Genomic DNA, 13,253 nt, shown 5'->3' with positions numbered 1-13,253 from the left:
AAATCCTTTCGGATTTGCTATATAAGCTGATATCAACCTCAGTTGACAAAGAGCCATTATTGACCACTTTGTGTAGGCAATAAGATTTTTGATATTCGATTATAAATAGCAAAATAGTTACTTCGGAATAATGTTGAAATTATGATTATTTGTTGCTTCGATAACTGGATGTTTTTGTAAATACGCCATGATGACTTGACTGATTGTCATGTCACTTGAGCGGACAATCTTATCTGGGGTATACATGGGATAGTGCCCGCCACCACTGGCTCGATACCTATTTAATGTAATATATAGGGTTTGATCATCCCTAATATCTTTGTCGTGATATTTTAATCGGGTGACTCGTTGACCGACTGGCTTAGAAATATCTAAGGTGTAATCGATTCCTTCATACATATCATAATTATAAAAACGTTCTTTGGGAAACATGAATTGTTCATTAACGATTACTTGACCATGCTTGACGTCAAAATATTTAGCAGTGACTTCTAAAGCAGCCTTTAAATCAGCTCCCGAAATTTTTGAAACGGCCAGCGTGTTGGGATAAACATAATTGGTAATAATGTTGCGCATGGTAATTGGACTTTCAAACCCGTGAGCCTCATTATTGTACAAGGCGGTTGCCGAAATATCGGTTCCCATCTTATCCATTTGAATCTTTTGAATAAATTCAATGAAGGCACTTTCTTCAATTCGAGCCTTAAACGGATCATCAAAAGTTAAATTGCCCTTAATGGTTGAAAGTGGGCGGTCAAGCCAATCCTGTAAGTGATCTGCGAGTGGCCTGATTGTTTTGGCAATTTCCTGATCGGGTTCGCTGTTGCTAACGCTGATTAATTCAGAAGTATTACGTTTAATTGATTTGTCCTGATTGGATGTTTCAAAAGAAATTTTACCAACAAATTCACCGCGTGAACCGGGTTGAATAATCGGTACATTAAAGAGTCGGCTGGCGATTTTTCGGTGTTGATGACCAGAGATTAAGGCATCAATTCCCTTGATGTTCTTTAAAATATCATAGCCTCGATTTTCGCCTGGATTAATATCATTCCAGTTACCGGTATGATCCCGCTCAAAGCCACCATGATAAACGACAACTAAGATGTCGACTTTCTTTCGAAGCTCAGGAATGTATCGATTGCACGCGTCTAGTTCAGACTCCAGATTGAAATCGTTTAAATCGTTAACGTTCTTCCATTTCTTAGTACTGGTGGTTGTTAAACCAAAGAAGCCAACTTTAACGCCGCCAATTTCGATGATTGTGTAAGGATCAGCTAAAAAGGGGTTGTTATTATGATCAATAATATTGGCACAAATGAATTGACGATCGGAGTGTTCCATCATAAGGGTCAGGTAGTCCAGACCGTAGTCGAACTCATGATTACCGATTGAACCAACAGAGTAGCCAACCTCATTGTAGGCATTGATAAACGCTTGCCGGTCTTCATCATTAGCAAGCTTGGCCACAAAATAAGCCATTGGTGACCCCTCGAGAAAGTCGCCATTATCAATGACGATTACTTTTTCATCGGGATGCTTTTTTATATAATTTTTAATGGTGCTGCTCGCTTTTTCTATGCCAAACGGTTTATCAGAACCGCAATCGACATAGTTTGTGGGTTCAATAAAACCATGTGTGTCACTGGTCGCTAGTAGTGTTATTTTCATTTTTTTCACCTACAGAAAACAATTATATCGTCAAGTATAGTCAATTCTGCTCAAAATGTAAATGTATGGGGAATCGATCATAAATCGTTAATACAATAGGATGTGATTTTTAAATTTTGAGGTAAGGATGGGTGGAATTTATTACCATGCCAAAACGTGTGAAAGAGCCGCAGCTTCCGGCCATATAAGCCCTGCAAACCAATATTCCAAAAACAGGAATATTGATGATGTTTGGGGCAACCGAGCCGAAACGTGCAAAAGAGCCGCAGCTTCCGGCCATATAAGCCCTGCAAACCAATATTCCCAAATCAGGAATATTGATGGTGTTTGGGGCAACCGAGTCCAAACGTGCAAAAGAGCCGCAGCCACCGGCCATATAAGCCCTGCAAACCAATATTCCCAAATCAGGAATATTGATGGTGTTTGGGGCAACCGAGCCGAAACGTGCGAAAGAGCCGCAGCTTTTCGCACTCTCTACCCATTTGTTACATACACCATCTGATCGGTTGAGATACTCTGGTTCAATTGATCGGAGACTTCCCTTGAAATTGTTTTGTTTCTCAGTGCATCTGCTACATATGAATACTCGTACTGAAATGCCTCGATCAGAAGCTGATTTTGACGATCGTTTGAAGCATCTGAATCGTCGATTCTCATATGGCGAAAATTGTACCCGTTTTTAACAAATGCGACAGCTGCACTATTGTTTGGCGTTTCAATCTTGTCCAAGTAGTCGTTTACTCGTTGATAGGTATTGTCTTCAATGATTTTACGGAATTGATCCCGCTTCTGAATAATTTTTCGATTTTGTTCAGGACTAAACCGAGCCATAAATGATTGTCTCTTTTTGGTAGCAAGACGTCGTTTACGGTTGGGAAGGTGAATGAGCCAAAAATATTTTAGTCGTTTAAAAAAGCCACCTGCATTACTTGGTGTTGTTACTAGCCGCCGTGAAATCACGTTGGCAATTTGCTGAGGAATTTGACCATTTGAAAGTAGATCTAAGACAGTTTGGACTTCGACTTCTCGCGTTTGGGATAATATCGTTTTAATTTGCTGACGACTAGCAGATTGACCGCTCTTTTGGCTGGTCAACATGTCAATGACATAATTTCGATCAACTAATGGAATACTTTGCCTATCCTTTACTTTAGCGATACTATAATTGACCATTTCGGTTCTGTGATGATTAAAGGTACTCTGATCCCCTTTGTTTTTTCGAGGTAGTAAGTGTGGCAACATTAGTGAAGGAATTATGAGACTTAGCAAAATGACAATTGTGGCAACAAAAATGAGTTCACTTCTAAATGGAAACCCCTGCCGATACAATGTTAATGGTAGGGACAGTGCCATCGAAAGCGTAATCGTACCATGAACACCGCCAATCGCAGTTAAAAAAGCTTCCTGATTCGTTGCGGAATGATTACCAGTCTTAACAAAATTGCATTTTACCCAGAGGAATCGAATGATTGCCATTGCCAAATAAATTGCGATTCCGATTAAAAACAGCTCAACAATTAATTGATTTGAGTAAGGAATAATATGCACAATAACGCTTGGCAGCGTGACACCAAGTAAAACAAACACAATCCCGTTTAAAAGACTGGTCACAATATTCCAAGTGGCACTGGTGACCAAACGGACGTTGGTTGATGTTAATTTCAGGCGACTCTGATTAATGCCGTAGATAATGCCGGCTGCGACGACTGCCAAAATTCCGGAGCAGCCAAGTGTTTCAGAAATTAGATAGATGGCGAATGGGGTCATCAAACTAAATGGCACGATCACACTGGAAGTATCCATTGATCGTTCAATTAAAAACGTTTGAAGTCGGACGAAGCAAAGTCCGGCAATCAGTCCAACCAGCAAGCCACCAAAAAAGCTGATAATAAAACTTGTGAGTCCTTTTGTAAATGAAAAGTCGCCAGTAACAAATGAGCCAAGGGCTAAGTTAAAAATAACAATGCCGGATGCATCATTAAATAGAGATTCACTTTCCAAAATTTCGGAAATATTTTTTGGGAGTTCAACTGGTTCGGTGATAGATTTAAAAGCCATCGAGTCGGTTGGTGTAACAATGGCAGCCAGCGCGAAACATAATGTTAATGGAATTAGTGGCATCAAAGCGTGGGTGAGGCCGCCGATTAATACTGCTGTAATAATCGCTAAAAAAATTGCCATTGAAAAAATATGCCTAAGGGAGCGGCCAAATTGAGCTGAACTTGTATTACGACCGTCGTTAAACATGAGTGGTGCAATGATCCCGACCATGAAGATTTCCGGATACAGCGAATAATTTTGAAAAACTGGAAATAGCGATAATAAGAGGCCACATCCAATTTGGTAAAAAGTCAGTGGTATCTTTGGAAATCCAGTGTAGATAATGTTTGAAATAATTGCCGCAACGATTAATAGTGCGACAGAATAAAAAATTTCCACAAAAATAATCCCCCAGTATTAAATATGTGTTTGGACTGTAAAAAAAATTCCAACAATATCCATATTATAGGTTGTATTCACTTAAAAAAGTAGTACAATTAATTTCACAAACTTAATTATAAAAAGTAAGTAACCGTATTGACAAATCTTAGCTGTATGTTAATATTGTTGTTGAAGGATGTTGTTTTAGTTTTACTTCTTGTATGAACTAGGGGGGATTGTAATGCTGAACTTATATGTAGCACAAAGTAGCGCATCAAGTAGGAAAGCACGTGCATGGTTGAAGAGCCATCACATTGATTTTAAGGAAAGAAATATTAATTCCAATCCTCTTAATGCCGATGAAGTAAAACAAATTTTGCGTTTAACCGAAAATGGCAGTGAAGACATCATTTCTACCAGATCTAACGTTTATAAGAAGTTGAACCTTGATATTGACAATTTGTCAGTATCTCAACTGATTGATTTGGTAGTTAAGTATCCTGACTTGATTAAGCGACCAATTATTTTTGATGATCATCGACTAGAGGTTGGTTTTAATGAAGAAGAAATCCGTCGATTCCTTCCAAGAAGTGTCCGTGAAGCTGAACTTCGAGAGCTTGAATCACAAATTAGTTAATCAATTTAGATAATTAAACAGTTATACGTACAAATTTTGAGACCGAAGACATTTATTGCTTCGGTCTCTTTTTTGCTTGTGAAATTCTTTGAAATACAAACGGCAAGTAAGGTTTGAAATTCCTTAATGGATAAAAAATCAGACCGTTTTTTTAATAAGCTGAACCCTTTATACCGGATTCACTTTATCCGGAGATTTTTTTAACACCTAATTCGGTCAGTTGACTAGTAACATTTATTTAGTAGACCGTTGATGGTCCTTTTTTCGAGTTAAAAGTTGGTAACATTTGGCATTCATTTTATGGTCAAACTTAAACCTGCTTGATACAAAAATACCTAGTAAGACAATTAACGAACCTGATATGCCCGTGCTATCGATAAGCGTTATTGCAGACGCTCCGCCAATTGTTGGGAAGAACAAAATCAGCCATGCACCCCATTCAATTTTCTTTTCCAGCTGCATATTAACCAGCCCTTTCGATTTGTTGCATTCAAAGTTAGTGTAGCGCATTAGGGAGAAAATTTCACTTTCACTGATTAATGGGGGATTGCTAATTATTAACAGTTACCCATTTAATTGTAATGATCATTGTTATTTAACCAGAACAAATGTACCCATCACAAATAATTTGTTTATGAATTTGTTATCAATACGAAACGCCTATTGTATTATCTCTTTAACTTTCCTACAATGAAGATATTTATCAGAAGTGTCAGAGTAAGAAAAGGAGCTAACTGCGCTTTTTGTTTCTGACTATTGGGGATTGCGGTTTGAAATGAGCCCGATGATCAGTTTTTGATACTTGTTCCGACATATTTTTAATTAGGGGAGATTTTAAGATATGATTAAAATGGTGGCGTTAGATTTAGATGGTACCTTATTAACTAGTGACAAGACAATTTCAACAACAAACGAAAAAACGTTGAAGGATCTTCATAAGAATGGCGTCAAAGTTGTTTTGTGTACGGGTCGGCCAATTAACGCAATTTGGCATTTTATCGAGCAACTTGGATTAACAGAGGCAACCGACTATACCATTACATTTAATGGTGCGTTGGTTGTTCATAATAATGACAAGGCTGAACTGGCTAAGAGTGGTGTTTCCAAACGGGCATTTTCACCGTTGCATGATTTCGCCAAGTCTGAAAATGCACCATTAGATATTTTGGATTTTGAGCAAGTTTATTCAATGACTGATTTAAAGCCTTCAATGTATAAACAACAGTTCAAGGGCAACATTAATTTTGTGCCAACTGCTTTTGACCAGTTGAATTCAAATGATTTGTATTCAAAAGCCATCGTTTGCGATCATCCGGAACTGCTGGATCAGTTTCAAAGTGGCATCAACTCTACTCTACGGAGCCAATATCATATTGTTCGTTCCCAGCCACAGATTATGGAGTTCTTAGCGCCTAAGATGGATAAGGTCGTTGGATTAAAAGCACTCTTACAACATTTTGGTTGGCGGTTTAATAATCTGATGGCGTTTGGAGACGCCGAAAATGACTTAGGGATGATTGAAAAAGCTGAAGTTGGTGTTGCGATGGAAAATGGTAAGGATGAAGTTAAGGCGGTTAGCAATGCCATTACAGTTGGCAATGATGAAGATGGCGTTGCAAAGTATATCAAACATTTTTTTGGTTAAATGAACGAGCCGGAGTTAACCGCCTTTTGTCTCACGTTTCGACTCGGTAATAATCGTGATTATACAAATAGGGACTGGGACAAAATTACTTTTGTCCCAGTCCCATCTTTTATCAGTTAAATATTATTAGTAATCTAATAATTAATTCTTCTTAAACAGGCCAGTTAGATGTTCCATAAAGGCATTTAGGTAAGCATCAACATCAGCATTAACAGCAACCTTCACGTTTGTGTTAGGATCTGACAAACGAGCCGGGTCGCCGGTTGTCCGGCCATAATAGGTTTTATCAGTTGTCACATACATATTTAGACCAATTGTTTGGACAAAATCAGGATTAATGGCAACGCCAACGGCAAATGGATCATGCAGTGCGCAACCATGAAGGTCTGGACTTGTGACTTCGTAAGCTTTGATATAATAGTCCACAATGTCAGCAAACGCATCCCCGGACTTAGTGTGAAGATCACGCCACTGCTGGGTCTCTTTTTTAGTTAATAAGGTTCGCAGGGTAACATCCAATCCAACTTGAGTGAGCGGTACTTTTCGGAAAACATTGTCAGCAGCTGAAGCATCCTGCTGAATATTAGCTTCAGCAACGTTGGTAACATTTCCGGGAACGGTAACGGCACCACCCATAATCGTCACATTGCCGATCTCTTTAGCGATTTCCGGAGCCTTTTTGATGGCTGCATCTAAATTGGTCAATGGGCCGGTTGGCACAAGAATGAGGTCTTTACCGTACTTTTTAACGGCATCGATGAAGAAATCAATCCCATCTCCAGTTTCGGGTTGACGTTTTGGATCAGGAAGTTGAACTTCACCAATTCCATTATCGCCGTGAATTTGAGCACTGATCGGCATCCGATCAAAGTGGTCTGTTTCAGATGAATGAGAAAGTCCTTGATAGACTGGTACGTCAGTGACACCCAACAGTTCCAAAATCTTAAGTGAGTTTTGAACACCATCTTCTACGTAAACATTGCCATAAGAACCAATGATGCCAATTAGGTCAACGTCTGGATCAGCAACCGCATAAGCAATTGCCATTGCGTCATCAATCCCGGTATCAAGATCAAGAATCATTTTTTTCTGAGCCATTAAAAATTACCTCCGTTAATGTTGTTATATCAATAATGAAAACCCTTTACCTAATCATAACCGAAATTGACGTGAAACTCAATTCCAAATCTAACTTGAAACCGGCAATTTTGTAAGTTAACCTTAGAGTATCAAGACTTAGGAGTAATTTAAATGAAAAATAGAACAAGGAGATTGGGCAGAAACTTTTTCTCACTGGTTTGGACCGGTGTCCGTCGAAATTATGACAATTTAGATGATAATATTGCCAAACGATTGGGCGAAACGGATGCTGATAACCCGGTTGAAATTCATCTATCGCGAATGTTTTCCGAAGTGTTTCAGCGACACACAAAAGATCAGGCAGATCGGTTATTTATTGTGGGAACCCGGACAACCACACCGAGTTTAAAAAAAGTATCCAGTCGGCCGGTTAAACCATGGTTTTTTTCGCGGATTTTTCTGGTCCTGGCAATGAGTTTTGCAATGCTCATGCTATTGTTGTATATTTTCAAAAGTAATAAGGCGATTCCCGGACTAATTTTTATTGGTTCATTGGCAGTCCCGTTTTCGCTACTGATGATGTTTTTTGAAATTAATGTTTATCAAAATATTTCGGTGTTACAGATGCTGACAACCTTCTTGATGGGTGGGATTTTGTCGCTGTTGGTGACAATGACATTTTACATGATGCTGCCAATTCGAACCTCGGTCAGCATTGAGTCGGCACTGATTGTCGGGGTGGTTGAGGAATTAGCAAAATGTGTTGTGATAATTATTTTTATTAATTCGTATAAACTCAATTACATCTTTAATGGCGTCTTAATTGGGGCGGCAATTGGGGCCGGCTTTTCAGTGTTTGAAAGTTCGGGTTATGTTAGTGAATATGGGTTGGCAACAATTTTCACCAGGAGCTTTCAGGCAATTGGGACGCACACAATTTGGGCAGCAATTATGGGTGGTGCGATCATTCTCGGTAAAACCCGGAAGAAGCCGTTTGTGCTTAAAGACTTTTTCACCAGGCCTAAATTTTATGTGTTCTTTTTAATTGTGATTGCACTTCACACATTTTGGGATTGGGATATTCCCAATACTGGTTTGGAAGTCTCACTGCTTCAAGAAGCGATTGATGTCGTGATCGGCTGGTTTCTGATTTTTATCATGATTGATGCCGGCTTGCGTGAAGTCAAGACACTTCAGGGGCAACAAATTATTATTCATCGCAAAAAGAAAAAAGAAATTAAGAAACGTTAGGAGGCTCTTTCATGGCTGAGACAGATTCAAATTATGATATTACGATTATTGGTGGCGGACCCGCAGGGATGTTTGCCGGGTTCTACGCTGGATTAAGAAACGCGAAGACTCAGATTATCGAAAGTTTGTCGGAATTGGGTGGTCAGGTAGCTGCATTATATCCGGAAAAGACGATTTTAGACGTTGGTGGCTATCCACAGATCAAAGCGAGACAATTAGTCGATCAATTGGAGAAGCAGCTTCAAGACGCTAAGACGACTGTTAAATTAAACCAAACGGTAATTGATGTGGCTAAAGACGAAAATGGTTACCAAGTGACGACCAACAAAGGGACAACCACAACTAAAGGAATTATCATTGCTACTGGTGTTGGGGCGTTTAATCCTCGTAAATTAGCGGTTAAGAATAGTGATGATTTTGAGGGGAAAAGTCTTTTTTACAGTGTGAAGAACCTGGCCCAATTTAAGGATAAAACAGTTTTAGTTGCTGGTGGGGGTGATGCGGCCATTGATGAAGCACTCCTATTGAAGTCAGTTGCTAAAAAGGTTTATTTGCTGCATCGGCGTGATAAATTCCGGGCAATGGAGAGTAGCGTTGATAAATTAATTCAGTCGGCGATTGAACCGGTCACGCCGTATCTTATTAATGGGTTGACCCAACTGGATAACGGTCAAGTAAAGGTTGAAGTTAAGAAGATGAAGACTGATGACATGAAGGATTTAGTTGTCGATAAAATCGTGGTCAACTATGGGTTTATCGCTCAGGATGATGCTTTGAATAAGTGGACGAATCATCCGGAAACAAGTCGGGGAACGATTAATGTCACGGCGAGTGGCTTAACGGATCTGGACAATGTGTATGCAATTGGGGATGTTTCAAAGTATGAAGGAAAGCAGCCCTTAATTGCAACAGCGTTTGGGGAGGCACCAATTGCGGTAAATGCCATTATGAAGCACATTTATCCGGACAGACGTGGGCCGGTACATAGTACATCAATGCAGAGTGCAAAAAGCCGCGGTTAGCTTCCAGAATATAAGGCACTTAGGCGATATCCCTGGTCTGGGGATATCGCCTAAGTGCCTTATATGGCCGAAAGCTGCGGCTCTTTTGCACGTTTCAGCCATATAGAATCAGCGATTTGCAGTTGAAAAAATTGAGACCGGTGCCTTATATGGCCCAAACATGCGGTCCAAATAAGCGAGCCAACTAAAAGCGGGGCTGGACAAAAACAATTTGTCTCAGTCCCTTTTTGTGGTATCACAATTATTACCGAGTGAAAACGTGAGGAAAAATCAACCCTTACAATCTGGAAGCTAAGCATTTTTTCCTCACTTTACTATTTTGAAACTTTATGTTGCTTGTGTTTCCTTCCCGATTCCCTTTGTCGGGTTTGTTCAGGCCCCAAACTCTTTTGTAATTGACTAACCTGTTTGGAAAGTTGTGAGACTTGTTTTGATAAATGTCGTAAGGTTTCTTTTTGCTCGTCCTGGCTGTCTTCCTTAGTGAAGAAGTCAGTAATTGTAGAAGTTAACAAACCTAGAAAACCGATACCGCCGAGCATCAAAACAGCAGCGACAATCTTACCACCATCTGTCTTGGGGGTGACATCACCGTAACCAACAGTTGTCGCGGTGGTAATGGCCCACCAAAGTGAATTTTCAAGTGAGTCATGTTCGAATGAGGCGAATAACAGTGAACTGAAGATGAGAATCACCAGACTAATTGATAGTAAGTAAATAAAGCCGGTGTCATACAAAAAACGATGAAGGGACTGGGTTAGCTTTCCTGACCAGCCAAGTTTCCAAAGCAGATTGTAATACCGGATAATTGCGACAATTCTTGCAATCCGGAAGAAGATGAAAATGGGGTGGGAAGGAATCAATGCAATTAAGTCAAATAAGTTGGAAATTAGAAAATCTTTCTTGGATTTAGCAGACATAAATCTGACCAGATAATCGATCAGAAAGAATCCCCAAATTAACATAAAAGTCCATCTGAAAAGGCCACTGTGAATGGTAATTGTGCCAACCAGATCAAAAATTGCCAAGGCAAATGAAGCAAGTGCCAACGTGACAACCAGCAAGTTATAAAACAAAATTATTAATTTTTGGATGTCTTGATCGAATCGATCCATATTGTCATCCCCGTTTAACGTTTACTGTCGTTATTGGCATCTGGATTGGTAATCTTGATTCGGTTGGAATCAGTTGACTTATGATGAATTTCAGGCGCGTCAGTCTTGTAATCTTTTTCGGTGTTGCCCTCTTTAGAATACAAACTGGTTGACTTTTTACCCTTTTTGGCAATGATTCGTTTTTCTTTTTCGTATTCATCGGCGTAATTATATTTACGAGGATCAACACTTTCAAATCCTTTGGGGTGGTAAAAGCGCAGCAGGTTTTTTTCGTTGAGTGAATCGGATAGCGATAGTTCTTCAGTGACCCGATCCTTATCTTTTTTGACCTGGGCTTGCTGTCGCTTAGTAAGTTTCATTAATTGACCGGTCCGATTGGAATAAATATCACCGCTGACTGATGTGAAACTTGGGCTGACCCAATCCTGGTTTCTAAAGGCAACAACTTGATCATGTTGCTTAGAGAAAATATCGGTTCCAAATTGAACATACCGTTTTGTACTTAATCCTAACAGATGCATGATCGTTGGTAAAACATCGATTTCGCCAGCGTATTTCTTTGAAACGTAACCGTCTTTGCGGCCGGGAAGGTTAATCATAAATGGTACCCGTTGAAGCTGGGCATTATCGTAATCATCCCAGGTGTCTGGATCACGATTCAGGGCTTTAGCCAAGTTCTTATTTTCAGAATCAGAAATGCCATAATGGTCGCCATACAAAATAATCATTGAATTCTTTAATAAACCGGTTTTTCGGAGATAATTGTAGAATTCATGGACAGCTTGATCAAGATAGTGAGCGGTTAGGAAGTAATTATCGACGACCTTATCTTGAGTGTCGGTTGTCTTGAAATTAGTATCTTCCTTATCAAGATCATAGGGAAAATGGTTCGTGACGGTAATATATTTTGCGTAAAATGGCTGTTGAAGGGCCTGAAGGTATTTAACCGAATCTCTGAATAATAGTTTGTCCTTCAAACCATAACCCAACGAGCGATCTCCCGAGGTGTCATAGTAACTGGCATCAAAGAAGTACTGATAACCCATATTTTTATAAACGTTGTTTCGGTTCCAGAAGCTGGCGATGTTACCATGAAAAACAGCACTGGTATAATTGCGCCGTTGTTTAAGAATTGCCGGAGCGGCCTGAAAGGTATTGTCACTGCCAAGCTGGGCAAATAGAGAGCCTTGTGGCAAGCCGTACGTACTGGTTTCCAACATGTTTTCAGCATCGGATGTTTTACCTTGACCAACTTGGTGGAAAAAGTTCTTAAACGCGTAGGTTGAGTGACTGCGGTAAAGCTTGTTTAGGAATGGGGTGACTTCACGGCCATTAATTTTTTGACCGATTAAAAATTGCTGGAAACTTTCCAAATGAAGAATAATGACGTTCTTACCTTTAGCAATGCCATAGTATTTTTTATTAGGTTTTGCGTAATGTTTATGGGTGAATTTGAGGACGTCGTTTAACTCGGATTTGGTAGCAGTTGCCCGCATGTCGTTGTTATGCTGGGACTTAATCCCATCGTAAACCGTAAAGGCGTCCAGACCCAAGTATTTGACAATATAGGTCCGGTCAAAAGTCCGGGTAAGCAATTGTGGCCGATCCATTTCACCTAATGATAGATTAACCGCGAAAAACAAGAGTGAAAATGAGGTGACTGCCAAGCCGATTCGCCGGTTTAACGGTCGACGATCAATTTTAATTTTGCGGGTAACCAATAGGCCGATAATAACGACTAAATCAATCCAATAAACGATATCATGAATATTGGTTAGCGCCAGGGAACTGCCACTAAGTCCCTGGTTGACTTTGGAATACCCGGTCATTGTGCTGACCGTCATAAAATCAGTAAACTCCCGAAAGTAAATGACGTTTAAATAAAGTAAAACAGTATTTGCAATAGCGATCAGGAGCGCAACCGGGTAAAAGATCCGGCTGCTTTTAAAGTAAAGGGCGATTCCAAGTAGTAGACAAGTGGTTGCCAGGGGATTAATAAGGACGATAAAGAATTGAAATGGGTTGGTGATTCCCAGCCGAAAGTCAACAAAATAGGCGACCATCGTTTTTACCCAGAAACAAATTACGAGTAAAACCAAGAATCCCCGACGGGTACTGCATTTTTCAAGAATTGAGTTAACGTATTTCAAAACGACGACTCCTTGTAGTATGACTGTTTAGAATGGTTTAGACTAATCGATAAATCAATCATATCGGTTAATTCGGTGTGGTTTGGAAATGTGGGCATTTGATTTGATCAGTTAGTCTTTGCACACTTTTATTATCATATCAGATAAATTTGAAGAATAATCTAAAGTTAAGGGATTTTGTGCGAATCTTAAAAGACACTTGCGAATAATCCAACTTTTACATTTGGAATACGATGGATTTGGTATACTAAAACTATTAAAAGC

Annotated in this window: 9 protein-coding genes; 4 read left to right on the top strand and 5 right to left on the bottom strand. The window is 39.7% G+C overall.

Going from position 1 to position 13,253, the window contains the following annotated elements:
* Positions 1-117 precede the first annotated feature (117 nt).
* On the bottom strand, positions 118-1,671 hold the full coding sequence (locus FC85_RS08270) for a bifunctional metallophosphatase/5'-nucleotidase (protein WP_057865060.1): 1,554 nt from the start codon (positions 1,669-1,671) through the stop codon (positions 118-120).
* Between the two features lie 474 nt (positions 1,672-2,145).
* On the bottom strand, positions 2,146-4,110 hold the full coding sequence (locus FC85_RS08260) for a cation:proton antiporter (RefSeq protein ID WP_057865058.1): 1,965 nt from the start codon (positions 4,108-4,110) through the stop codon (positions 2,146-2,148).
* A 223-nt stretch (positions 4,111-4,333) separates the two neighbouring features.
* Between FC85_RS08260 and spx the strand changes: the two genes are divergently transcribed.
* Positions 4,334-4,729: a transcriptional regulator Spx gene (gene spx / locus FC85_RS08255; RefSeq protein WP_057865057.1), complete on the top strand. Its 396-nt coding sequence runs from the start codon at positions 4,334-4,336 to the stop codon at positions 4,727-4,729.
* Positions 4,730-5,579: 850 nt separating this feature from the next.
* Positions 5,580-6,374 (top strand): Cof-type HAD-IIB family hydrolase, encoded by a 795-nt coding sequence (locus tag FC85_RS08245; protein ID WP_057865064.1) that lies wholly within the window; start codon positions 5,580-5,582, stop codon positions 6,372-6,374.
* A gap of 141 nt (positions 6,375-6,515) precedes the next feature.
* On the opposite strand, the gene FC85_RS08240 is transcribed toward FC85_RS08245, so the two are convergent.
* Positions 6,516-7,472, bottom strand: coding sequence for a nucleoside hydrolase (locus FC85_RS08240; RefSeq protein ID WP_057865055.1), 957 nt, complete (start codon positions 7,470-7,472; stop codon positions 6,516-6,518).
* Positions 7,473-7,625: 153 nt separating this feature from the next.
* Between FC85_RS08240 and FC85_RS08235 the strand changes: the two genes are divergently transcribed.
* Together FC85_RS08235 and FC85_RS08230 are read left to right on the top strand one after the other, a co-directional pair.
* Positions 7,626-8,705, top strand: coding sequence for a PrsW family intramembrane metalloprotease (locus FC85_RS08235; protein ID WP_057865054.1), 1,080 nt, complete (start codon positions 7,626-7,628; stop codon positions 8,703-8,705).
* A gap of 11 nt (positions 8,706-8,716) precedes the next feature.
* Entirely contained in the window at positions 8,717-9,727 is a 1,011-nt protein-coding gene (locus FC85_RS08230) for an NAD(P)/FAD-dependent oxidoreductase (protein WP_057865053.1), read from the top strand.
* Between the two features lie 314 nt (positions 9,728-10,041).
* Here FC85_RS08230 and FC85_RS08225 read toward each other — a convergent pair whose 3' ends face one another.
* Together FC85_RS08225 and FC85_RS08220 are read right to left on the bottom strand one after the other, a co-directional pair.
* Complete coding sequence (locus tag FC85_RS08225; RefSeq protein WP_057865052.1) at positions 10,042-10,839, bottom strand: ion transporter; 798 nt, start codon at positions 10,837-10,839, stop codon at positions 10,042-10,044.
* 14 nt (positions 10,840-10,853) lie between these two features.
* Positions 10,854-12,989, bottom strand: coding sequence for an LTA synthase family protein (locus tag FC85_RS08220; RefSeq protein ID WP_057865051.1), 2,136 nt, complete (start codon positions 12,987-12,989; stop codon positions 10,854-10,856).
* Positions 12,990-13,253: the final 264 nt, after the last annotated feature.

Source organism: Lentilactobacillus diolivorans DSM 14421, from assembly GCF_001434255.1.
GTDB classification, from domain to species: Bacteria; Bacillota; Bacilli; order Lactobacillales; family Lactobacillaceae; genus Lentilactobacillus; species Lentilactobacillus diolivorans.
This window is presented reverse-complemented; position numbering and strand designations above follow the sequence as displayed.

Bases quoted from the DNA above. Each gene is read 5' to 3' on its own strand.
- FC85_RS08270 (WP_057865060.1), bottom strand. From the start codon at position 1,671: ATGAAAATAACACTACTAGCGACCAGTGACACACATGGTTTTATTGAA.
- spx (WP_057865057.1), top strand. From the start codon at position 4,334: ATGCTGAACTTATATGTAGCACAAAGTAGCGCATCAAGTAGGAAAGCA.
- FC85_RS08245 (WP_057865064.1), top strand. From the start codon at position 5,580: ATGGTGGCGTTAGATTTAGATGGTACCTTATTAACTAGTGACAAGACA.
- FC85_RS08240 (WP_057865055.1), bottom strand. From the start codon at position 7,472: ATGGCTCAGAAAAAAATGATTCTTGATCTTGATACCGGGATTGATGAC.
- FC85_RS08235 (WP_057865054.1), top strand. From the start codon at position 7,626: ATGAAAAATAGAACAAGGAGATTGGGCAGAAACTTTTTCTCACTGGTT.
- FC85_RS08230 (WP_057865053.1), top strand. From the start codon at position 8,717: ATGGCTGAGACAGATTCAAATTATGATATTACGATTATTGGTGGCGGA.
- FC85_RS08225 (WP_057865052.1), bottom strand. From the start codon at position 10,839: ATGGATCGATTCGATCAAGACATCCAAAAATTAATAATTTTGTTTTAT.